At 70.1% G+C, this 22,559-nt stretch carries 21 protein-coding genes; 11 read left to right on the top strand and 10 right to left on the bottom strand.

Translation table 11 applies throughout. From position 1 onward, the window contains the following. From AOZ53_RS08110 to AOZ53_RS08075, 8 genes are all read right to left on the bottom strand, one after another. Positions 1–2,289 (bottom strand): TonB-dependent siderophore receptor (locus tag AOZ53_RS08110; RefSeq protein ID WP_054487500.1); only part of this gene is annotated, 2,289 nt, incomplete at its 3' end. Between the two features lie 81 nt (positions 2,290–2,370). After that, positions 2,371–3,450 (bottom strand): FecR family protein, encoded by a 1,080-nt coding sequence (locus AOZ53_RS08105; RefSeq protein ID WP_054477085.1) that lies wholly within the window; start codon positions 3,448–3,450, stop codon positions 2,371–2,373. Continuing rightward, a complete protein-coding gene (locus AOZ53_RS08100) occupies positions 3,447–4,058 on the bottom strand; it encodes a sigma-70 family RNA polymerase sigma factor (RefSeq protein ID WP_231689844.1) in 612 nt (203 codons plus the stop codon). Before AOZ53_RS08100 ends, AOZ53_RS08105 begins: the two co-directional genes overlap by 4 nt. 48 nt (positions 4,059–4,106) lie before the next feature. Continuing rightward, complete coding sequence (locus tag AOZ53_RS08095) at positions 4,107–4,493, bottom strand: DUF2784 domain-containing protein (protein ID WP_054431323.1); 387 nt, start codon at positions 4,491–4,493, stop codon at positions 4,107–4,109. Positions 4,494–4,586: 93 nt separating this feature from the next. Next, on the bottom strand, positions 4,587–5,162 hold the full coding sequence (locus tag AOZ53_RS08090) for a restriction endonuclease (RefSeq protein WP_054487498.1): 576 nt from the start codon (positions 5,160–5,162) through the stop codon (positions 4,587–4,589). Further along, positions 5,159–5,383, bottom strand: a complete 225-nt coding sequence (locus AOZ53_RS08085; protein ID WP_054431325.1) for an RNA-binding S4 domain-containing protein — start codon at positions 5,381–5,383, stop codon at positions 5,159–5,161. The genes AOZ53_RS08090 and AOZ53_RS08085 overlap by 4 nt, the downstream gene beginning before the upstream one ends. Positions 5,384–5,429: 46 nt before the next feature. Further along, a complete protein-coding gene (locus tag AOZ53_RS08080; RefSeq protein ID WP_054431326.1) occupies positions 5,430–6,113 on the bottom strand; it encodes a DUF502 domain-containing protein in 684 nt (227 codons plus the stop codon). Positions 6,114–6,221: 108 nt separating this feature from the next. Continuing rightward, positions 6,222–6,689, bottom strand: a complete 468-nt coding sequence (locus AOZ53_RS08075; protein ID WP_054431327.1) for a winged helix-turn-helix transcriptional regulator — start codon at positions 6,687–6,689, stop codon at positions 6,222–6,224. Positions 6,690–6,824: 135 nt separating this feature from the next. On the opposite strand from AOZ53_RS08075, the gene AOZ53_RS08070 reads away from it, so the two are divergent. The 5 genes from AOZ53_RS08070 (at position 6,825) to AOZ53_RS08055 (ending at position 13,366) form a co-directional block, all read left to right on the top strand. Continuing rightward, positions 6,825–8,126 carry a D-amino acid dehydrogenase gene (locus AOZ53_RS08070; RefSeq protein ID WP_054431328.1) on the top strand — a complete coding sequence of 434 codons (1,302 nt, stop codon included), beginning with the start codon at positions 6,825–6,827 and terminating at the stop codon, positions 8,124–8,126. Between the two features lie 181 nt (positions 8,127–8,307). Further along, entirely contained in the window at positions 8,308–9,435 is a 1,128-nt protein-coding gene (locus AOZ53_RS08065; RefSeq protein ID WP_054431329.1) for a metallophosphoesterase family protein, read from the top strand. Continuing rightward, positions 9,432–12,059, top strand: coding sequence for an AAA family ATPase (locus AOZ53_RS08060; protein WP_054487496.1), 2,628 nt, complete (start codon positions 9,432–9,434; stop codon positions 12,057–12,059). The genes AOZ53_RS08065 and AOZ53_RS08060 overlap by 4 nt, the downstream gene beginning before the upstream one ends. 59 nt (positions 12,060–12,118) lie before the next feature. Beyond that, complete coding sequence (locus AOZ53_RS34115) at positions 12,119–12,328, top strand: hypothetical protein (protein WP_156333309.1); 210 nt, start codon at positions 12,119–12,121, stop codon at positions 12,326–12,328. Between the two features lie 162 nt (positions 12,329–12,490). Beyond that, complete coding sequence (locus AOZ53_RS08055) at positions 12,491–13,366, top strand: DMT family transporter (RefSeq protein WP_054487494.1); 876 nt, start codon at positions 12,491–12,493, stop codon at positions 13,364–13,366. Positions 13,367–13,479: 113 nt separating this feature from the next. Here AOZ53_RS08055 and AOZ53_RS08050 read toward each other — a convergent pair whose 3' ends face one another. Together AOZ53_RS08050 and AOZ53_RS08045 are read right to left on the bottom strand one after the other, a co-directional pair. Then, entirely contained in the window at positions 13,480–14,361 is an 882-nt protein-coding gene (locus AOZ53_RS08050) for a hypothetical protein (RefSeq protein ID WP_054487492.1), read from the bottom strand. Positions 14,362–14,878: 517 nt separating this feature from the next. After that, positions 14,879–15,865: a Bug family tripartite tricarboxylate transporter substrate binding protein gene (locus AOZ53_RS08045; protein WP_054431333.1), complete on the bottom strand. Its 987-nt coding sequence runs from the start codon at positions 15,863–15,865 to the stop codon at positions 14,879–14,881. A gap of 552 nt (positions 15,866–16,417) precedes the next feature. Here AOZ53_RS08045 and AOZ53_RS08040 point away from each other — a divergent pair. The 6 genes from AOZ53_RS08040 to mnhG are packed head-to-tail and all read left to right on the top strand — an operon-like array spanning position 16,418 to position 22,400. Further along, positions 16,418–19,333 (top strand): monovalent cation/H+ antiporter subunit A, encoded by a 2,916-nt coding sequence (locus AOZ53_RS08040; RefSeq protein ID WP_054431334.1) that lies wholly within the window; start codon positions 16,418–16,420, stop codon positions 19,331–19,333. Continuing rightward, entirely contained in the window at positions 19,333–19,677 is a 345-nt protein-coding gene (locus tag AOZ53_RS08035) for a Na+/H+ antiporter subunit C (RefSeq protein WP_006227452.1), read from the top strand. Before AOZ53_RS08040 ends, AOZ53_RS08035 begins: the two co-directional genes overlap by 1 nt. Next, positions 19,674–21,305: a monovalent cation/H+ antiporter subunit D gene (locus AOZ53_RS08030; protein WP_054431335.1), complete on the top strand. Its 1,632-nt coding sequence runs from the start codon at positions 19,674–19,676 to the stop codon at positions 21,303–21,305. Before AOZ53_RS08035 ends, AOZ53_RS08030 begins: the two co-directional genes overlap by 4 nt. Beyond that, positions 21,305–21,787 (top strand): Na+/H+ antiporter subunit E, encoded by a 483-nt coding sequence (locus AOZ53_RS08025; protein ID WP_054477098.1) that lies wholly within the window; start codon positions 21,305–21,307, stop codon positions 21,785–21,787. The genes AOZ53_RS08030 and AOZ53_RS08025 overlap by 1 nt, the downstream gene beginning before the upstream one ends. Then, positions 21,784–22,065: a K+/H+ antiporter subunit F gene (locus AOZ53_RS08020; RefSeq protein WP_006394683.1), complete on the top strand. Its 282-nt coding sequence runs from the start codon at positions 21,784–21,786 to the stop codon at positions 22,063–22,065. The genes AOZ53_RS08025 and AOZ53_RS08020 overlap by 4 nt, the downstream gene beginning before the upstream one ends. Continuing rightward, positions 22,062–22,400: a monovalent cation/H(+) antiporter subunit G gene (mnhG, locus tag AOZ53_RS08015; RefSeq protein WP_054431337.1), complete on the top strand. Its 339-nt coding sequence runs from the start codon at positions 22,062–22,064 to the stop codon at positions 22,398–22,400. Before AOZ53_RS08020 ends, mnhG begins: the two co-directional genes overlap by 4 nt. Positions 22,401–22,559: the final 159 nt, after the last annotated feature.

Below are 22,559 nucleotides of genomic sequence, written 5' to 3'. Positions count from 1 at the left end.
GTCGAACAGGTTGTTCACGGTCAGCAGCAGGCGCCAGTTGCCGCGCGTGTAGTGCGCCTGCGCGTCCACCAGCGTGTTCGAGCCGCTCTTCCACTGGTTGGCCGAATCGCCGTAGCTGCTGCCGGTGTAGCGCACGCCGCCGCCCAGGCCGAAGCCCGGCGCGATGTCCTGCGGGAAGCGGTAGTCGACCCACAGCGCCGCCTGGTGGCGAGGTTGCGATTGCACCTGCTTGCCGACCGTGGCGGGGTCGGTGGACTGCTCGACCTTGGCGTCGGTGTAGGTATAGCTGCCGATCACCGTGACGCCGCTGGTCACCTGGGCGCGCGCTTCCAGTTCGACGCCGCGCGAGCGGATTTCGCCCTGCTGGATCTCGTAGCCAAACACCGGCGCGTTGACGTCCGTGACCAGCACGTTCTTCTGGCGCAGGTCGAACACCGCCAGGGTGTAGAGCGATTCGCTGTTGGGCGGCCGGTACTTCAGGCCCGCTTCCACCTGCGAGCCGGTCACCGGCACGAACGGCGTGCCGGAATAGGTGCGGCCGATCGCCGGCTCGAACGACGTGGCGTACGAGACATACGGCGACAGGCCCGATTCGAACAGGTAGTTCAGGCCCACGCGGCCGGACCACTTGCGGTCCTGCTGGTTGGTGCGGGTGTCGGCCAGCAGGTCGCGGGTCTTGGTGTCGACCCAGTCGTGGCGCCCGGACAGCGTGCCGACCCAGCCGCCCCAGCGGATCTGGTCCTGCAGGTAGACGCCCATCTGCTGCTGCACCTGCAGCGTGTGCTGGGTGTCGTCGGGCTTCTTGATCGGCTGGGTGCCGTAGACCGGATTGAAGGCGTCCAGCGTGGGGGCGTCAAAGCCCATGCCCACCGCGTAGTCGTTGCGCGAGCGCTTGTAGTCGAAACCGGCCAGCAAGGTGTGCGACAGCGGGCCGGTGTCGAGCTTGTACTCGGCCTGGTTGTCGATCGAGAACATGCGCGAGTTCTCGCGCGGCGTGTAGGTGTAGCGGTTCAGGGTGGTCAGGCTGCCGGGCGCGAAGCCCAGCAGGCCCACCGACGGATGGTCCACGTCGGTCCAGTTCATGCGCGCGTTCTGGCGCAAGGTGAGCTGGCCGTTGACGCGGTGCGCGAACAGGTAGCCGAGCGACTGGGTGTTCTTTTCGTAGCGGTCGAAGCCGGGCTCGCCGCCATAGAAGCTGGGGCGGATCTTGCCGTTGGGGTTGGGCAGCAGGGTGCCCTGGGCCGGCAGGAAGCCGCCCCAGCCGCGCGAGCGCGCGCCCTGCAGCATGGCCAGCACGGTCAGGCTGGTGTCGGCACTGGGGTTCCAGGTCAGCGACGGCGCCAGCAGGTAGCGCCGGTCGTAGCCGTAGTGGCTGGGCGTGCCGCTGTCGCGCGCCAGGCCGACCACGCGGTACAGCAGCTTGCCGTCTTCGGTCAGCGGGCCGGTGAAATCGCCGGTCAGTTCCTTGCGGTCGTCGGTGCCGTAGGACAGGCCCAGTTCATGCGCGGCCTCGGCCTGTGGCCGCTTGCTCACGGCGTTGATGAAGCCGCTGGGCGGCAGGGCGCCGTACATCACCGAGGACGGGCCTTTGAGCACCTCGATGCGTTCCAGCGCATAGGGTTCGTAGCGGGTGTTGGCCGTCCACGACCCGTCGGGCAGCGGCAGCCCGTCCAGGTACTTGGCGGGGGCGAAGCCGCGCACCCGGATCCAGTCGCCGCGCGGGTCCTGGCCGTAGGCGGCGGCCACCACGCCGGAGGTGTAGCGCAGCGATTCGTCGATGCCCGTGGCGCCCTGCAGTTCGATCTGGTCGCGGGTCACCACCGACACCGACTGCGGGGTCTCCAGCAGGTCGCTGTCGGTCTTGATGCCGGTGGAGGTGCGGCGCGCCACCGCGCCGTAGACCGGGCTGGTGGCGGTTTCCTCGCTGCCGGTGACGGTGATCTGCTCCAGTTGCTGCACCGGCGCGGTGGTCTCGCGCGACACCACCACGGCGCCGCCGTCGATGCGGGCGGTCAGGCCGCTGCCCGCCAGCACCCGCTCGAAGGCCTCGCGCACCGTCAGGTTGCCGGAGACGGCGGGCGCCGTCAGGCCCTGCACCAGCGCGCCGCCGGCGATCAGGTCCAGGCCCGCCTGGCGCGCCAGCGCGTTGAGAGATTGGCCCAGCGGCTGCGCCGGCAAAGTGGCCTGGATGCGGGCATCCGGCGCGGCGGGCTGGGCCTGCGCGGGGCCGGCCAGCGCCAGCCAGAGCGCCAGGGTCAGGGGCGCGAGAGTGAAGCGGGGGTGTTGCATGCAAGTCCTCGTCTGAACATGAGAATGGAGACACTTCTCATGTAGACGCGGCAGGCTGAAAAAACCCTATGTCGGCGCCGCTCATCGGGCCGGTTCGAGGGTCGGCGGATCGTTGCGGGTATCCACGCGCACGGGCAGCGCCTGCGGTAGCACCCGGTAGAAACCGGCCGGATTGCGGCTGTCGAACGTGCCCGTCAGCCGCAAGGCCGCGACTCCCGGGTCGGACAGTGCGGGCGCCGGATGGCCGTAGCGGCCGAATTCCGCCAGCACCTGGGCCAGCGTGGCGTTGTCGAAGGCCAGGCGGTGGTCGAGCCAGGGCGCCACGGCGGCGGCATCGATGGGCGTCACGCGTCCGGGGACGCCGGCGGCGCTGACCGCCAGGCGCTGTCCCGCGATCAGGTCGGCGCGGTAGCGGCGGCTGTCGGGCAGCCAGAACTGCCACCAGCCGGCGGGGTGCTCGGGGGCGACGCGCACGTGGCCAGCCGCCACCTCCACCTGCAGGCCCGCGTAGCCCGGCACCGACGGCGTGTGGCGCACATTGAAGCGCGTGCCGACCACGGTGACGCGGACCTGGTCGGAGACGACGTCGAACGGGCGCACGGCATCGGGCTGGACCTCGAACATGGCCTGGCCCTCGGCCATCGTCACTTCGCGCCGCTTTGGATAGAAGGCGATCTCGACGCGGGTGGACGAGTCCAGGATCAGGCGGCTGCCATCGGGCAGGCGGATTTCCTGCTGTTCGCCCGGGGCGGTGGCGTACTGCGCGCGGTATTGGGGCGCGGCGGGCAAGAGCGCGAAGACGGCCCACAGCAACGCCGCACAGACGGCCAGCGCGGCGGTCGCCAGACGCCATCCGGGACGGCGTCGGGGCGCGGGCGGGCTGCCCGCGGCGCGGCTGGCGGCCGGCGCGCCGGGCCGCGCCGGGGCGGCGTCCAGGGCGCGCAACGCGGCGCGCGCGCTGTCCGGCACGGCGTCCAGCATCGACCAGTCGGCATCCCAGCGGGCATAGGCCTGCGCATGCCCAGGCGAGGCCGCCAGCCAGGCGCGGAACGCGGCTTCGGTGGCGGGATCGGGCCGGTCCTTGCGGCGCACGAGCCAGTCCAGCGCGGCGGCGTCGGCCGCGGCGTCTGGCGATTCGGATGGCGCGGGATTCAGGGTCATGGCTGCAAGGGTTCGTGGCTCGGCGCCGGCGCGGCGCCGCCGGCGCGGGCGTCCCAGTCGGACTTGGCGCGGCGGCAGGCCTGCATCGCCACCTTGATGTGCTGTTCCACCATTTTGCGCGAGATGCCCATTTGCGCGGCGATGTCGCTGTGGGACAGGCCGTCGAAACGGTGCATGACGAACGCCTGGCGGCAGCGCGGCGGCAGGGCGGAGATCACGGCGAGCAGGGCGTCGACCGCCTGCGTCGACATGGCCGCGGTCTCGGGCTGGCACGCGGCGGGCGCGGCGATCTCGTCCAGGGCGATGTCATCGCCGTCGGCGGCGCGGGGCTGTTCCTCGCCGCGCACGACGCTGCGGCGGTACTGGTCGGTCAGCAGATTGCGCGCGGTCCGGTAGAGCAGGGCGCGCGGCTCGATCAGTTCGCGCTCGCCCTGTTGCGCCGACAGCACGCGGGCGTAGGTCTCCTGCACGGCATCCGCCGCCGCATCCGAATTCCTGATGATCCGGGTGCAGAAATTGAGCAGTTCGCGGTAGTAGCGCTCCAGCACGGCGAGACAGGCAAAGGGCAGGGACGGGCCGTGGTCCGGGGGGAGCCGGGCGCATCGCATGAGTGCGTTGTAATGAGAATTGATACTGATTATCTCATAATCGGACAATCAGACCGGACCGACGGCGCGTCGCGCCGCCAGCCGGCGCCGCGCCCACAGGGCGTACACCAGCAGATTGCCGGCGACCAGCAGCGCCGCCAGCAGGATCTGGATGCCGCGCGTCAGGCCGTCCGGGTAGATCACCGCCAGGATGTAGTGCTCGATGAAGCCGCCGGCGTAGCCCTGTTGCCCGGCCTGCTGGCGCAGCGAGACTTCCAGCGGCGTCAGCGGGCAGATCCAGCCCATGCCGATGACCATCGCGCCCCAGGCCAGCGCGGGCAGGTGCAGGTAGGCCAGGCGCCAGCGCCACAGCGTCAGCAGCCCGCCGAACACGACGAAGGCGACGAACAGGCCGTGCACGATCAGGACGGCATCGGCCAGCAGGCGAGGGATCATGCGGCAGGGTCTCCGGGTTGCGTCCGGCGCCGCCGGGGCGTGCGCCCGCGGCGGCGGGGATCGGCAACCGGGCGCGCGGCCCGGCGCCGGCGGTCAGGGTTTCAGGTCGCGCAGCAGCTTGGCCAGTTCCGGCGCCGTCATCAGCGACACGCCTTCGGCGCGGGCGTATTGCAAGGCGTTCTCGGACACCTCGCCCAACGCGATATAGATGGCCTCGCGCGCGCCGCGCTTTTCGCGCGCCGCCTGCAGTTCGCGCAGCGGCTCGACGCCGACCCGCGCGGCCTTCCAGCGCTTGGCGCCGACCATGGCGACGTGGCCGTCCTTGGTCAGGGCGAAATCGGCGCCGGGGCCTTGCAGCCGTTCGACCTCGCAGCCATCGCGGCGAAAGCCGGCCTCGACCGTGGCGGCGAACTGCTGCCACGACATGGCCGCGGCGGCTTGCGCCACGGCGTCGACGCGGGCGCCCGACGGCGCGCGCAACTGCTTGTAGGCCGCCATGATGGCGATGACCGCGAACGGCACGGCGGCGAACACGCCCATGGCCGCGTACTCCAGCGGCAGCGCGGCGAACCCGCCCACCGACAGCAGCAGCGCCACGCCGGCGCTCATCCACCACGGCGAGCGCAGCAGCACCGCGAAGATGGAGTTCTGCGACATCTTGAACTTCATGACGCGCGCACCACGATACGCACGTCGCCACAGGTGACGATCTGGCCAGGACGGATCTTGGCGGTCTTGCGCGTTTCGATCTCGCCGCCCACGCTCACGTGGCCTTCGGCCACCAGCATCTTGCCGGCGCCGCCGCTGTCGCAGACGCCGGTGGCCTTGAGCAGCTGGTTGACTTCAATAAAGGGGCTGCCTTCGGCAAGCGTGAATTCGATGATGGGCATGGAGCAATCGGGCGTTGAAGGGAAATCGGGCGTCGCGCGGGGGCGTTCAGCCCTGGCCGCCGGGGACGTTGCCGCCGGCGGGAGGAGCCGGCGGGGCCGGCGGCATGGGCGGGACGTCGGCCGGCGCCACCGGGCGGCCGCTGGGGGATTCGGCGCGCGCCATCCAGGCGATCAGCGACGAGCGCATGGCTTCCTCGACCGACATCTGGATCGGCTGCACCCATTCCTGCGGCACGAACACGGTATAGCCCCCGATCATATAGCCCATCGGCAGGTAGACGGCGACCCGGTCGCCCTGCGTGAAGCCTTCCGGCAGGCCGTCGAGGTTGCGGCGCGTCACCAGGCCGACCAGCTCCAGCTGCTGGCCCGGGATGCGCAGGATCACGACCTGCTGGGCGGTGGCCTTGGAGCTGGGCGAGAAGTAGTCGGCGAAGCTCTTGAGCGACGAATAGATGCTCTTGACCACAGGCAGGTTGGTGAACGGCATTTCCAGCAGCGCCATCACGCGCTTGACGCGCTCCTTGGACACCAGGTAGCCGATCGCCAGGATGCCCAGGATGCCCAGCAGCAGGCCCAGGCCGGGAAAGTAGAAGCCGCCGATGAAGGGGCGCAGGAAGGTCAGCGCCACCGCCTCGGTCCAGGCCAGGAAGATGTACAGCAGGTAGATCGTCAGCGCCAGCGGCAGCACGGTGATCAGGCCGCGGAAGAAGTATTTGTAGAGACGGGTCATAGTCATGAAGCCAGGAAATCGGGGTCGGGTCCAGCGCGCCGCGCGGACCGGAAGGGCCGCAGCATAGCAGCAGGCGGCGCGGGGTCCGGTAACAAGTCGCGCGAGGCGCTACCGGTCGACGGGCAGGTACAGGGTCTCCTTGATCTCCTCCATCACCACATAGCTGCGCGATTCGGCCGACGCGGGCAGGCGCTTGAGGATCTCGCCAAGAAGACGGCGGTATTCATTCATTTCGGTCAGGCGGGCCTTGACCAGATAGTCGAAATCGCCCGACACCAGGTGGCACTCCATGACCTCGGGGACGTACAGCAGCTCTTTCTTGACCTTGTCGAACACGTCGCCCGACTTGGCCGAGAGCTTGATCTCCAGGAACACCAGCAGGTTCTTGCCCAGCGCCGCCGGATTGACGCGCGCATGGTAACCGGCGATCACGCCTTCGCGTTCCATGCGCTTGACCCGGTCGGAGCAGGGCGTGGCCGACAGGCTGACGCGCTCGGCCAGTTCCGTGACGGAAATGCGGCCTTCCCGCTGCAGGATATCCAGGATTTTCAGGTCGATACGGTCGAGGTCGCGCATTTCACTTCTGGCGGTCGAAAAAGGGCGGTTGGCCGGGAAAAACCACTGCCGAACGAAAATCTTCAGTGTTTTTCACTGTGATGAGGCTCATAGACTACCGAAATTCCTGACCAAATCCAAACTTCGGAAAGAATCATGCATGTGATCGTCCTCGGCAGCGGCGTCATCGGTACCACCACCGCCTATTACCTGGCCCGCCAGGGCGCCAAAGTGACGGTGCTGGACCGCCAGCCCGGCGCCGCCCAGGAGACCAGCTACGCCAACGCCGGCCAGGTGTCGCCGGGCTATTCCACGCCCTGGGCCGCGCCCGGCATTCCGCTGAAGGCCATCAAGTGGCTGTTCAAGAAGCACGCGCCGCTGGCGATCCGCCTGGACGGCAGCCTGTACCAGCTGAAGTGGATGGCGGCGATGCTGGCCAACTGTTCGGCCGAGCGCTACGCGGTCAACAAGGAACGCATGCTGCGCCTGGCCGAATACAGCCGCGACTGCCTGCGCGAGCTGCGCGCCGACACCGGCATCCATTATGAAGAGCGCACCCGTGGCACGCTGCAGCTGTTCCGCACCGAGGCCCAGATGGAAGCCGCGCGCCGCGACATCGCGGTGCTGGAAGAGGTCGGCGTGCCCTACGAGCTGCTGGACCGCAACCGCCTGGTGAGCGCCGAGCCGGCGCTGGCGCGCTCGCTGCACAAGCTGGCCGGCGGCCTGCGCCTGCCCAACGACGAGACCGGCGACTGCCGCCTGTTCACCACCCGCCTGGCCGCAATGGCCGCGGCGCTGGGCGTGGAGTTCCGCTACAACCAGTCCGTCACCGGCCTGAACACGGCCGGCGGGCAGGTGACCGGCGTGCGCGTCGGCAACGAGGTCCTGACGGCCGACCGCTACGTCGCCGCCTTCGGCAGCTACACCCGCGGCTTCCTGGAGCCGCTCGGCCTGGACCTGCCGGTGTACCCGGTCAAGGGCTACTCGCTGACCATCCCCATGAAGGACGAGGCCGCCGCGCCCGTCTCCACCATCCTCGACGAAACCTACAAGATCGCCGTCACCCGCTTCGATGACCGCATCCGCGTCGGCGGCATGGCCGAGCTGTCGGGCTTCGACCTGCGCCTGAAGGACGCCCGCCGCAAGACGCTCGAGCTGGTCGTCAACGACCTGTTCCCCGGCAGCGGCGACGTGGCCCGCGCCGAGTTCTGGACCGGCCTGCGCCCGATGACGCCGGACAGCACGCCCGTGGTCGGCCCGACCCGCTACGGCAACCTGTTCCTGAACACCGGCCACGGCACGCTGGGTTGGACCATGGCCTGCGGCTCCGGCAAGCTGGTGGCCGACCAGGTGCTGGGCCAGCGTCCGCAGATCCGCACCGACGGCCTGGCGCTGTCGCGCTACGACCGCCACGCGCCGGCCGAACGGCCGCTGGTGCTGGACGGCAAGGGCGCCTGATTCCGGCCTGTTTCCCGCATCCTTTCCTCCGGCGCCGGCCACAAGCCGGCGTCCCGACGGCCCGCCCGGCGCACGATGCCGGCCGGGCCGTTGTTCCATCGGGCGCAGCGCGACATTGCCGCGACACTTTCAGGCCCGTTGACGCCACAGGGAATCGGCGCCGGCCTCTACAATCGGCGGCATGATCCATTTCCTGCATACCGCCGATTGGCAGATCGGCCGTCAGTACGGCCAGTTCGAAACCGATGACGCCGCCTTGCTGGCCGAGGCCCGCTTCGATGTCGTCGCGCGCATCGCCGCGCTGGCGGCCGAACGCCAGGTCGACGCGGTGCTGGTGGCCGGCGACGTGTTCGACACGCAGGCCGTGTCCGACCGCACCATCCGCCGCCTGTTCGCCGCGCTGGCCGCCTACGCCGGGCCGTGGGTCATGATCGCCGGCAACCACGACGCGGCGCTGGCCGACAGCGTCTGGAGCCGCGCCGCGCAACTGGGCTGCATCGCGCCCAACGTGCGGGTGCCGTTGCGTGCTGGCGTGGTCGACCTGCCGGCGCAGAACCTCGCGGTGCTGGCCGCCCCGCTGACCCAGCGCCATACCTACGACGACGTCACCCAGGCCTTCGACGCGCTCGAATCCGAGCCCGGCCGCTTCCGCGTGGGCCTGGCCCATGGCAGCGTCGCCGGCCGCCTGCCCGACACCATCGACGCCACCAACCCCATCGCGCCCGACCGCGCCGCCCGCGCGCGGCTCGACTACCTGGCGCTGGGCGACTGGCACGGCTGCCTGGCCATCGACGATCGCACCTGGTACGCCGGCACGCCCGAACAGGATCGCTTCCGCGGCAACGAGCCCGGCTACGCGCTGGACGTGCGCATCGCCGCGCCCGGCGCCACGCCGCAGGTCGAGCGCGTGCCCACCGGCAAGTACCGCTGGTCCGCCTGGACCGAAACCCTGAGCCTGCCGACCGACGCCCAGGCGCTGGCCGAACGCCTGGCGGCGCTGCGCGCCGAAGACGTGCTGCGGCTGGAATTGCAAGGCCACGTCAACGTGCCGACCTGGGAGGCGCTGCAACGCGCCGTGGACCAGGCGGCGGCGCAGGCGAGGGCGGTGCTGCCCGATTTCTCCGGCCTGCTGCTCGAGCCCGACGAGGCCGACCTGGCGCAACTGGGCGCCAGCGGCTATGTCGGCGAAGTGGCCGCGCAACTGCAGGCCATGCAGGCCGATCCCGACCAGGCGGCGGTGGCCGGCGAGGCCTTGCGGCTGCTGCTGCGGTTCCAGCGCGATGGCGCGGCCCAGGGAGGCGCGCAATGAAGCTCACGCGCATCGCCCTCGAAGAATTCCGCAAGTTCCGCCAGCCCCTGGTGCTGGACGGCTTGCAGGATGGCCTGAACCTGTTCGTCGGTCCCAACGAAGCCGGCAAGAGCACCGTGGCCGCGGCCATCCGCGCCGCGTTCCTGGAACGCTACAGCACCCGCACCGTGTCCGACCTGGCGCCGCGCGGCGAAAGCGGCGCACGCCCCGGCGTCGAGCTTGCCTTCAGCCATGCCGGCCATGATTACCAACTGAAAAAGCACTTCCTGTCGCGCGCCCGCTGCGAGCTGCTGATCGACGACGGCGCCCAGCGCCTGGACGGCGAGGAAGCCGAGAACGCGCTGGCCGCGTTGCTGGGCTTCGAGCTGGCCGCGCGCGGCCAGAGCAAGCCTGACCTGGCCGGCGTGCCGGGCCTGCTGTGGATCCAGCAGGGCGACGGCCAGAACCTGCAAACCGCGGCCGGCCACGCCGGCGGGCATCTGCGCGAGGCCCTGACGCAGTTGTCGGGCGAGCTGGCCTCCGGCGACGGCGACCGGCTCTACGAGCGCGTCGCCGCCGAGCGCGCCACCTTGCTGGATGCGCGCAACGGCCGCCCCAAGGGCATCTACAAGGACGCCGAGGACGCGCTCGCCGCCGCCCAGGCCGAGCGCGACCAATGCGCCCAGGCCAAGGCCCAGCTCGACGCCGACGTCGACCGGCTGGCGGCGCTGCGCGCCGAACACGCGCGCGCCGAGGCCGGCCAGCCCTGGAAGGACTTCGAGGCCCGCGCCGCCGAGGCGCGCGCGCGGCTCGCGGCCGTGGCCAAGGAACGCGAGGCGGTCGAAGGGCTGCAACGCGAACAGCGCCAGGCGGCCGAGACCTTGGCCGTGCTGCAGGAACAGGTGCGCCGCGACCAGCAGGACGAAACCGAATTGCAGGCCCTGGTGGCGCAGGCGCAGGCCGCCCGCGCCGCGGTCCGGCAGGCCCAGGAGCCGCTGGCCCGCGCCCGCGCGCTGCGCGACACGCACGCCGCCGCCGCCGAACAGGCGCGCCAGCGGGTCGCCGCGGTGCAGGCGGTGGCCGACCGCCGCGACCTCGAACACCAGCTCGGCCAGCTGGCGCGCGACATCGAACGCCTGGACGGCGCGCTCGAAGAAGCTACCCGCCTGATCGAGCAGGGGTCGACCTTGAAGGCCGAGGCCGTGCGCATCGAAATCGCCGACGCCGACATCCAGGCCTTGCGCAAGAGCGAACGCGCGCTGGGCGACCTGCAACTGCGCCAGCAGGCCATCGCCACGCGCCTGTCGTATGCGCTCGATGCGGGCCGCGAGGTCCGGCTCGATGGCGCCACGCTGGCCGGCAGCGGCGAGTTGTTGCTGACCGCCGCGGCCGAACTCGAGCTGCCCGGCCTGGGCCGGCTGCGCATCGCGCCGGGCGGCCAGGACCTGCCGGCGCTCAAGCGCGAACTGGCCGACATGCAGGCGGCCAGCGCGGCCTTGCTGTCGCGCCTGGGCGTGGCCCACGCGGCCGAGGCCGAGGAACGCCACGCGCGCGGCATCGCCTTGCAGCGCGAACTCGAAGCCATGCGCAAGACGCTGGCGATCCATGCGCCCAAAGGCGTGGACGCATTGCGCGGCCAACGCAACGAAGCCCAGGCGCGGCGCGCGCAACTGGCCGAGCGATTGGCATTGCTGCCGCCGGCGGCGGAGGCGGACGACGTCGATGCGCCCGCCGCGCGCCAGGCGTTGCGCGATGCCGAGGCCAGCGCGGCGCAGGCCGAGCAGGACCTGGCGGCCGCGCAGCGCGCGCTGGATGCCGACAGCGCCCGTGCCCAGTTGCTCGAAACCCAGGCCGCCGCGCGCGGCGCCGACCTGCAATCGGCGGAACGCACGACGCAGCGCCAGGCCCGCGCTGGCCGGCTGGCCGAGGCCCGCAGCGGCCACGACCTGCTCGAACAACGCCTGCGCCAGGCGCAGGCCGCCCTGGAAGCGTTGCGGCCGGAACTGTTGGAGCAGGACGCGCAGCGCTACGAAAAGTCCGCCGCCATCGAACGCGACGCCCAGCACAAGCGCCACAGCGAGATCCAGCAGTTGCTGGGCAAGCTGGAGCAGGCCGGCGCGCAGGGCCTGGGCGAACGCTTGTCCGAGGCCGAGGCCGCCTGCGAGCGCCTGCAGCGCCGCCGCGACGAATTCCAGCGCCGCGCGCAGGCGCTGGAGCTGCTGTCCACCTTGCTGGCCGGCAAGCGCGACGCCGCCACCCAGCGCCTGCAGGCGCCGCTGGCGCGCCGCCTGAGCCACTACCTGGCGCTGCTGTTCCCCGAGTCCGCGCTGCGCCTGGACGAGGCGCTGCTGCCCGCGGCCCTGCAACGCGCGGGCGGCGAGGATCCGCTGGACGCGCTCAGCTTCGGCACGCGCGAACAATTGGGCATCCTGGCGCGCTTCGCCTACGCCGACCTGCTGCGCGAGGCCGGACGGCCGACGCTGCTGTTGCTGGACGATGCGCTGGTGCACACCGACGACGACCGCCGCGACCTGATGAAGCGCGCGTTGTTCGATGCCGCCACGCGCCACCAGATCCTGATGTTCACCTGCCATGGCGAGGCCTGGCGCGACCTCGGCGTCGAGCAGCGCCGCATCGGCGCTTGACGCTGGCGCGTCGCGCCGGTAGCCTACACGGGTTCATCACCGAACCCGACGCGCTTCACATGCCCGACTTCACGCCTTCCGCCGAATCCGCCTTCGCTGCTCGCGCAGCCGGCGCCGGCGTGCGCGCAAGCCTGCGGCACGGCGTGTCGCCTCCCGTTGTTTCTCCTGTCGTCTCGACGGTCGTATCGCCGCCGGTGGCTTCGCCGCCGTGCGATGTCGTCGTCGGTGTCGCGGGCGCCTATCCGCCCGTGGTCGCCGTCGTCGGCTGACCGCCACTCACTTCCCGCTCCCGCCTTACCGCCTGGATCCGCCGCGCTGATGCGTTTGCGTTCGCGCCCGCCCGCCGCGCGTCCACGCCTGATCCGTTCGCGCGCCGCAAGACGCGCGCACGCCGCGGGAGCCTGTTCCATACCCGACAGGTAGAAATCTTCATGTCTTTCAATCGCAATGCGTGGGCCGCCTACGGCTCCACTTCCTTGTTCGTGCTGCTGTGGAGCGGCGGCGCGATCTTCGCCAAATGGGGCCTGGCGCACGCCTCGGCCTTCGGCTTCCTGCTGCTGCGCTTCGTTCTGGCGCTGGCCGTGCTGCTGGTGATCTGCCTGGCACGGCGGCGCTGGCTGCCGGCTCCCGGCACGCGCGGCATCGTCGCGCTGACCGGGTTGCTGCTGATCGGCAGCTACTCCATCTGCTATCTGCTGGCGCTGGACCACGGCATCACGCCGGGCGTGCTGGCCACGCTGCTGGGGGCGCAACCCATCCTGACCCTGGCGCTGCTGGAGCGCCGCTATCCGCCCCTGCGGCTGGCGGGCCTGCTGCTGGCCCTGTGCGGACTGGCGATGGTGATGTTCCAGAGCATCGGCATGGCGCGGTTCTCGATGGCCGGCATGGCCTTCGCGTTCGCGGCGCTGGCCAGCATGACGGCGGGCGCCATCCTGCAAAAGCGCGTGCGCCAGGCGCCCATGGACGTGATGCCGCTGCAGTACGTGGTGAGCCTGGCGCTGTGCCTGCTGTTCGCGCCGTTCCAGCCGCTGCACGCGGATTGGAGCGTGGGCTTCGTGCTGCCGCTGCTGTGGATGGGCCTGGTGATCTCGGTCGGCGCGACGCTGCTGTTCTACCGCATGATCCAGTCCGGCAACCTGGTCAACGTCACCAGCCTGTTCTACCTGGTGCCGGCCGGCACCGCGGCGCTGGACTACCTGGTGCTGGGCAACCGCCTGTCGCTCTTAAGCCTGGGCGGCATGGCGGGGATCCTGCTGGGGCTGATGCTGGTGTTGCGCACGCCAGCGGCCGTGCGCCCAGGCGGCTGACGGGCTTGCATCGCGCGCGGTGCCTCGTTGCGCCTGGGCGTTGCCACGACGCCGTCCGCGCCACGCCCGTTGCGCGGCTTGGTCCGCGCTACCCGTGCCCGGCTTGGTTCGCGTTACGCGTGCGCGGCTTCTTCCTGGCCGGCCCAGTGGCCGCTGACCAGTTGCGCCGGCCGTTCGCGGGCCTGGACCCGGGCGCAGACCGCCCAGGCGTCCAGGCGCACGTTCAGGCCGGCATAGACGCCGTGGCCGTCGCCGGCCTCGATCCGGCCGTCGGCCTGCACGCCTTCGCCGGCGCGGATCGAGCCGTCGGCGCGGATGTCTTCGCCGGCGATCAGGCCCCAGCCCGCGGCCAGGTGGCCGCCGCAGGCGATGGCGGCGCCGGCCTGGATGCCGCAGGCGGCATCGATGTCCTTGGCGGCCTGCACGCCGCCGCCGGCCTTGATGCCCTGGCCGCACTTGAGGGCGCCTTGCACCTGCACGTCCTGGCCGGCCCGCAGGTGGCCGGTCACGGCCAGGTCCTGGCCCGCGCAGATGTCCCACTTGGCGCGCAGGTTGCCGCGGCAGTCGAAGGCGGCGGCGACCTCGATGCCCCATTCGGCGGACACGTCGCCGCCCGCGCGCAGGTCGCCAGCGCTGGCGATGTTGGCGCCGGCGGCGATGTTCTCGCCGGCCACGATCGATTCGCCGGCGCGGATGCCGCCGCCGGTGACGATGCTGCGCCCGGCCCGCACCACGCTGTCGACGTTGATGCCCATGCGCACCTCCAGCGTGCCGGCGAAGACGATGGCGTGGGCGTCGAGCGTGTCCAGCTTCAGCACGGCGTCGGTCGGACCGAACTGGTCCAGCAGCCAGCAGGCGTCACCCACGCGCCCGTCGGCCACCAGGGCATCGAGGACGGCCTGGTAGTCCCCCTGTCCGTTGTGGTCGCGCAGGAACCATTTGTAGCCGCCCGCGCAGGGGTTCTTGGCTTTGACGAATTTCTTGGTGAGTTGCATGGCGTTCGGTGGCAATCAAGGCGTGGCGCCGCCCGCCGGTCATAGTCGGCGCGCGGACGGAAAACGTGGCAAGACCGCCCGGCCATGCGGCAGGGCGGTCGCGCCGGCCGGCCTCGAACCGCGCCACGCGCAACAAAGGTACGGGCGTGCAGGCGGCCGGCGGCGGGCCGGTGACGGAAAGCGGGAAGGGGGGATGCCGGCGATTAGCCGGGCTTGGAGCGCGCGTAGGCGGAACGCGCGGCGACTTCCTGCGAGCTCAACAGGGTCGAGCGCAGGGCGCAAAGCACGCAAGCGGTGTCGGAAGGATGGGAGAAATCGATTCGCACGGGCGAAATGGTAGCAGAGCGCGGGCGCGTCATCTGCCCGGCGATCGCCGATGTGGCGTGGGACTGTCCGAATCTGGCGCCGCGCAGGGTGCGCATTGTGCCGGCGGCCTCGGAAAGGGCCCGCCGGCACGGCGTGGCGGCGGGCAGACGGACTGGCGCCCGGGTCACGCGGCGAGGCCGCGCGACAAGCCTCAGTTCGTCGACTGGATGTTGCGTTCCTTGGCGATGCGCTGGCGCAGCTCCAGTTCGCGCTTGATCTGGGCGGCGTATTCGGCCGGCGTGTTGCCGTCGACCAGCGAGCCGCCGTCGGCCAGGCGCTGGATGATCTTGGGATCCTTCAGCGCCTTGACGGTGGCGTCGTGGATGCGGTCGATCACCGCCTGCGGCGTGCCGGCGGGGGCGACCAGGCCGTACCAGGCCATGTTGTCCATTTCCGGCAGGCCGCCTTCGGAGAACGTGGGCACGTCCGGCAGGGTGGGCAGGCGCTTGGGCGCGGCCACGGCCAGGGCGCGCAGCTTGCCGGCCTGGATGTGGGGCATGGACGAGGGCAGGTTGTCGAACTGGGCGTTGACCTGGCCGGCGATGACGTCGTTCAGGGCCGGGCCCGAGCCGCGGTAGGGCACGTGCACCATGTCGGTCTTGGTGAGCGACTTGAACAGCTCGCCGTCCAGGTGGCCGATGCCGCCGGCGCCGGACGAGGCGTAGCTGTACTTGCCCGGGTTGGCCTTGAGCAGGGCGATGAACTCGGCCATGGTCTTGGCCGGGACGGCCGGGTTGACCGTCAGCACGTTGGGCACGTTCACCATGTTGGTGATGGGCGCGAAGTCCTTGAGCGGGTTGTAGGGGTTCTTGGGGTTGGTGGCCGGGTTGGTGGCCATGGTGCTGACGGTGGCCACGCCCAGCGTGTAGCCGTCCGGGGCGGAACGGACCAGCGCGTCGGCGCCGATCGAGCCGCCGCCGCCGCCGCGGTTTTCCACCACCACGGCCTGGCCGAGTTCGCGGCCCAGGCCTTCGGCCACCACGCGGGCGACGATGTCGGTGGTGCCGCCGGCCGCGAACGGCACGATCAGGCGGATGGGTTTGTTGGGGTAGGCGTCAGCGGCGTGCGCGGCGCCGCTGAGGCAGAGGCCGGCGAGGGCGGTGGCCAGGACGGCCTTGGCTTGGGACAGCACGGTCAAGAGTCTTCTCCATATTATTGAAATCCGAGCCGGCCGGCTTCGTTGGCCGGCGTCGGTGAAGCGCGCCGGACCCGGATGCCGGCCGGCCGTCGCTTCGTGGGCGCCATTCCACACAGTTATAGGGAACCGGTCAATCGGTATTCCCCCTGCGTTCCGTGTGGGTATTTTTACCCCGGCGGAAGCCGGCCCGAAGCGCGACGATGACGCAAAAAAACGTATGCTGACAAGAACTTGAACGAAATTGGGGCCGGTCATCGATGCGTAATGATTGCGCAGCGATCATGTCGTCATCCCCCAGGTACGCGCATAAATCTCTGCATAACTTACAAGAATCTGATATTTTTCGGATGAGATTCTTGGCCGGTCTTGCAAGAAAACTATTGCGTTTGTTTCTGTCCGCGCCGTTCAATGGGCGTTGGTTGATGTCCCCGCGGGGCAACGTGTAGTGCAGCGACGCACCGGGCCAGGGTTCCGTCCGTTTTTCAATCCCCGGTCTGTTTCGTCTCTCGCTGCTGCGCTGGCGGGAGGGGGCCCGGACATTCTCGGAACGCCATGTCGCTGATACTGATCCTCGCTCTGCCGTTCGCCGGCAGCCTGTGCGCCGCGCTGCTGCCTTCCAACGCCCGCAATGCCGAGGCCTGGTTGGCGGGCATCATCGCCCTGGCCTGCGCGGTTCTGGTCGCCAGTCTCTATCCGCAGGTCGCCGGCGGCGGCGTGGTCCGCGTCGACATTCCCTGGGCGCCCGCCCTGGGCCTGCAGTTCACCCTGCGCATGGACGGCTACGCCTGGCTGTTCGCGCTGATCGTCTCGGGCATGGGCGCGCTGGTGGTGCTGTACGCGCGCTACTACATGTCGCCGGAAGACCCGGTGCCGCGCTTCTTCTCGTTCTTCCAGGCCTTCATGGCCGCCATGCTCGGCGTGGTGCTGTCGGGCAACCTGATCCAGCTGGTCATGTTCTGGGAAATGACCAGCCTGGCTTCTTTCATGCTGATCGCCTACTGGCACCACCGCCTGGACGCCCGCCGCGGCGCGCGCATGGCGCTGACGGTGACCGGCGCCGGCGGGCTTTGCCTGCTGGCCGGGGTGCTGATCCTGGGCCACATCGTCGGCAGCTACGACATGGACCGCGTGCTGGCCGCCGGCGACGTGGTGCGCGCCGACCCCTGGTATCCGGCCGTGCTGGTGCTGGTGGCGCTGGGCGCGCTGACCAAGAGCGCGCAGTTCCCGTTCCATTTCTGGCTGCCCAACGCCATGGCCGCGCCCACGCCGGTGTCGGCCTACCTGCACTCGGCCACCATGGTGAAGGCCGGCGTGTTCCTGCTGGCGCGTTTCTGGCCGGTGCTGTCCGGCACCGACGAGTGGTTCTGGATCATCGGCGGCGCCGGGCTGATTACGCTGGTGCTGGGCGGTTACGCCGCCATCTTCCAGCAGGACATGAAGGGGGTGCTGGCGTATTCGACCATCAGCCACCTCGGCCTGATCACGCTGCTGCTGGGGCTGAACAGCTCGCTGGCGCTGGTGGCGGCGGTGTTCCACATGGTCAACCACGCCACCTTCAAGGCCTCGCTGTTCATGGCGGCCGGCATCGTCGACCACGAGACCGGCACGCGCGACCTGAGCCGCCTGTCCGGCCTGTACAAGGCCATGCCGATCACGGCCACATTGGCCATGGTGGCGGCGGCCTCGATGGCCGGGGTGCCGCTGCTCAACGGCTTCATCTCCAAGGAAATGTTCTTCGCCGAGACCACCTTCGTCAGCGGCGACTGGATCACCAAGGTGGGCCTGCCGCTGGCGGCCACGGTGGCGGGGGCCTTCAGCGTGGCCTATTCGCTGCGCTTCATCCTGCAGGTGTTCTTCGGCCCGCCGGCCACCGATCTGCCGCGCGCGCCGCACGAGCCGCCCGGCTGGATGCTGCTGCCCAGCGGCCTGCTGGTGCTGATGTGCCTGGTGGTGGGCATCCTGCCGGGCGTGACGCTCGGCCCGTTCCTGGCCACCGCCGCGCAGAGCATCCTGGGCGCCGATATGCCCGAATACAGCCTGGCCGTGTGGCACGGCGTCAACCTGCCGCTGGTGATGAGCTTCGTGGCCATGACCTCGGGCGTCATCCTGTACCTGGCGCTGCGCGCGCACCAGCGCGCCAACCCCGGCCGGGTGCCGTTCATCTACCGCCTGGACGGCCGCCGCTCGTTCGAGACGCTGCTCGACGGCTCCAGCGTCGCCGCCGCCTGGCTGCTGCGCTGGCTGGCCTCGTCGCGCCTGCAGGTGCAGATGCTGCTGATCGTGCTGGGCACGCTGTTCGTGGCCTGGCTGCCGTTGCGGGCAGGCGGCTGGCTGGAAGGCGCCGGCCGTCCGGCCGCGGTCGATCCGGCCTTCGCCCTGCTGTGGCTGGTGGGCTGCGTCTGCGCCGTGGCCGCGGCCTACCAGGCCAAGTACCACCGCCTGGCGTCGCTGGCGCTGGCCGGCGGCGCGGGCCTGGTGACCTGTCTCACGTTCGTCTGGTTCTCGGCGCCCGACCTGGCGCTGACGCAGCTGTCGGTCGAGGTGGTGACGCTGGTGCTGCTGCTGCTCGGCCTGCGCTGGCTGCCGCGCCGCATCGAGCAGGACGAGGACGAGGGCCTGGGGGCGACCCTGCGCGCCCGCGGCCGTCGCCTGCGCGACCTGCTGATGGCCACCGCCGCCGGCACCGGCATGGCGGCGCTGGCGTACGCGGTGCTGGTGCGGCCGCAGACCGACACGATCTCCTCGTATTTCGTCGACCGCGCGCTGCCCGACGGCGGCGGCACCAACGTGGTCAACGTGATCCTGGTGGACTTCCGCGGCTTCGATACCTTTGGCGAAATCACGGTGCTGGGCATCGTGGCGCTGACGGTGTACGCGCTGCTGCGCCGCTTCCGGCCGGCCGCCGAGAGCGCCGACCTGCCGCGCCAGCAGATCGACCAGGACGGGCCGGTGCCGGCCGCGCCGGACATCAAGACGATCGTGCCGACCGGCCCGATGATGGTGCCGACGGTGCTGGTGCGCCTGCTGCTGCCGACCGCGGCGCTGATTTCCGTGTACTTCCTGCTGCGCGGCCACAACCAGCCCGGCGGCGGCTTCGTGGGCGGGCTGATCTTCGCCACGGCCGTGATCCTGCAGTACATGGTGGGCGGGGTCTACTGGGTCGAGTCGCGCAGCCGGCTGAACCCGCAGAACTGGATCGGCATCGGCCTGCTGTTCGCCGGCACGGCGGCGGTGACGGCCTGGCTCGCCTACAAACCGTTCCTGGCCGCGCTGGCCTGGGACATCGCCTTGCCGCTGGTGGGACACGTGCACCTGTCCAGCGTGCTGCTGTTCGACCTCGGCGTCTACATGCTGGTGGTCGGGTCCACCGTGCTGGTGCTGGTGGCGCTGGCCCACCAATCGCTGCGCGCACAACGCAAGGCTGCCGCCGAAAGCCAGGCGGCCGCCGCACAAACGGGGGAAGCCTGATGGAATTGATTTACGCCGTCGCGATCGGCGTCCTGGCGGGCTCGGGGGTCTGGCTGCTGCTGCGGCCGCGCACCTTCCAGTTCATCATGGGCCTGTCGCTGGTCTCATATGCGGTCAACCTGTTCATCTTCGGCATGGGCCGCCTGACCTCGGGCCGGCCGCCGGTGGTGGACCCAGCCATGGCCCATGATCCTTCCTGGTACGCCGATCCGTTGCCCCAGGCGCTGGTGCTGACGGCCATCGTGATCGGCTTCGCCACCACCGCGCTGTTCCTGGTGGTGCTGCTGGCTTCGCGCGGCTTGACGGGCACCGACCACGTCGATGGACGGGAGTCCCAATCTTGAGTTTCTGGCTGCAACATCTTCCCGTATTGCCCATCATCACGCCGCTGCTGGCCGGCGCCGTGATGCTGATGCTGGGCGACACCCGCCGCTACACGCGCGGCGCGATCGCCATGCTGTCGACGCTGGCGCAGCTGGCCGCGGCCATCGCGCTGCTGGCGGTCGCCGGCGGCGCCGTGCCGGACGTGTGGCCGCATGGCGTCGGCGTCTACCTGGTGGGCGACTGGCCCGCGCCGTTCGGCATCGTGCTGGTGGTGGACCGCCTGGCCGCGGTCATGCTGACCCTGACCGCGGTGCTGGGCCTGGCCTCGCTGACCTACGCGCTGGCGCGCTGGGACCGGGCCGGGGTGCATTTCCATTCCCTGTTCCAGTTCCTGCTGATGGGCCTGAACGGCGCCTTCCTGACCGGCGACCTGTTCAACCTGTTCGTGTTCTTCGAGGTGCTGCTGGCCGCGTCCTACGGCCTGTTGCTGCACGGCTCGGGCGTGGCGCGCGTCAGCGCCGGCCTGCAGTACATCGCGGTCAACCTGGTGGCCTCGTTCCTGCTGCTGATCAGCATTGCGCTGATCTACGGCGTGAGCGGCACGCTCAACATGGCCGACCTGGCGCTGCGCGCCGGCAACCTGACCGGTTCCGACCGCATGCTGTTCGAGGCCGGCGCCGCCATCCTCGGCGTGGCCTTCCTGGTGAAGGCGGGCGCCTGGCCGCTGAACTTCTGGCTGGTCAAGGGCTACGGCTCGGCCGGCGCGCCGATCGCGGCCATGTTCTCGATCATGACCAAGGTCGGCATCTACGCGCTGCTGCGCATCGGTTCGCTGCTGCTGCCGACCGGCGCGCCGGCGGCGTTCAGCCTGGACTGGATGTTCGCGGCCGGCCTGGCCACGCTGCTGTTCGGCGGCCTGGGCCTGCTGGCCACGCAGCAGCTCGAGAAGATGGTGGGCTATTGCGTGATCGTCTCGGCCGGCACGCTGCTGACGGCGCTGGGCATGCCCGGCGTGACGCTGACCGGCCCGGCGCTGTTCTACCTGATCAGTTCGGTGCTGACCACGGGCGCGTTCTTCATGCTGGCCGAACTCATCGAACGCACCCGCAGCTTCGGCGCCAACGTGCTGGCGGTGACGCTGGACGCATTCGACCTGGACGACCCGGCCTCGGTGAATCGTTCCGACGACGTGGTCGGGGTGGCGATTCCGGCGGCCATGGCGTTCCTCGGCCTGGCCTTCATCTGTTGCGCCTTGCTGGTGACCGGGCTGCCGCCGCTGTCCGGCTTCGTCGCCAAGTTCTCGCTGCTGTCGGCGGCGGTCTCGGCGGCCAACGAGTCGGCGCCGCCGATGGACGCCTGGATCCTGGTGGCGGCCGTGCTGGTGTCCGGCCTGGCGGGGCTGATCGGCCTGGGCCGCACCGGCATCCGCGTGTTCTGGGCCAGCGACGATCGCAGCACGCCGCGCCTGCGTGTGATCGAGGCGGGGCCGGTGGCGGTCCTGCTGCTCTTGTGCGTGGGCCTGGCGGCGGGCGCGGGCCCGGTGTCGGCCTACCTGGATGACGCCGCGCGTTCGCTGGACCAGCCCAAGAGCTATATCGACGCCGTCATGTCCGCGCAGACGGTGCGCGCCACGCTGGGAGGAAACTGATGCGCCGCCTCTATTTCCTCTTCCTGCCGGTATTCCTGTTCGTCCTGTGGCTGGTGCTGAACGAGAGCCTGTCGGCCGGCCAGATCGCGCTGGGCGTGGCGCTGGCCCTGTGGTTCACCTGGGCCGCCTCGCGCCTGCGGCCGCTGAAGGCGCGGCCGCGCCGTCTGTGGAAGGCGATTCCGCTGTTCTGGCACGTGACGGTGGACATCATCAAGTCCAACATCGCGGTGGCCAAGCTGATCCTGAATCCGCGCCGCAATGATTTCTCGCCCGGGTTCATCAAGATCCCGCTGACCATGCGCGATCCGCATGGCCTGGCGATGCTGGCCTGCATCGTCACCTACACGCCCGGCACCGTCTGGGTCGAACTGGGCGATGACCACCGCCTCAAGCTGCACGTGCTCGACCTGCAGAACGAGGAAGACTGGGTGCGCCTGGTGCAGGACCGCTACGAGCGCCCCTTGATGGAGATCTTCGAATGAACGCCATACTCTACTGGGCGGCGTCCTTTGCCCTGGTGTGCTTCGCGCTGGGCATGGTGTTCGCCGCCATCCGCCTGCTGCGCGGCCCCACCGCGCAGGACCGCGTGCTGGCGCTGGACACGCTCTACATCAACGGCATGCTGACCATGCTGGTGTTCGGCATCCGCTCGGGCACGTCGGTGTACTTCGACATCGCGTTGCTGATCGCGCTGTTCGGTTTCGTGGGTTCGACCGCCATGGCCCGCTTCCTGCTGCGCGGCGAGGTGATCGAGCCATGATCGACAATCTTCCCCTGTGGGCCAGCATTCCGGCCAGCGTGCTGCTGGTGCTGGGCGGCCTGCTGGCGCTGACCGGCTCGGCCGGGCTGCTGCGCTTTCGCACCTTCTACGCCCGCATCCACGCGCCCACGCTGGGCAACACGCTGGGCTGCGGCTGCGTGCTGGCGGCGTCGATCCTGGTGTTCTCGGCGCTGTCGTCGCGGCCCGTGTTCCATGAAGTGATCATCACGTTGCTGCTGATCGTGTCGTCGCCGGTGACGGCGATGCTGCTGATGCGCGCGGCGGTTTACCGTAACCGTTTGACCAAGGCCGACGCCGACCTGGACGCGAGGTAGCGGGCAGGGCGGCGCCGGGTACACGGGGACGTATCGGCGCTTTTTCGGGGACGAATTGCGTTGGCGCAATGAATATTGCGTCGCAGCATCGGAAACTTCGGCTTACGATTGCACGTTGCTGGACATGTCCCCGTCGTGTCATCGTGGGATAGTTGTATC

Source organism: Achromobacter sp. 2789STDY5608621, from assembly GCF_001299375.1.
GTDB classification, from domain to species: domain Bacteria; phylum Pseudomonadota; class Gammaproteobacteria; order Burkholderiales; family Burkholderiaceae_B; genus Achromobacter; species Achromobacter insuavis.
Note: the sequence above shows the minus strand (reverse complement) of the source record. Positions and strands in the feature narration are given on the sequence as shown.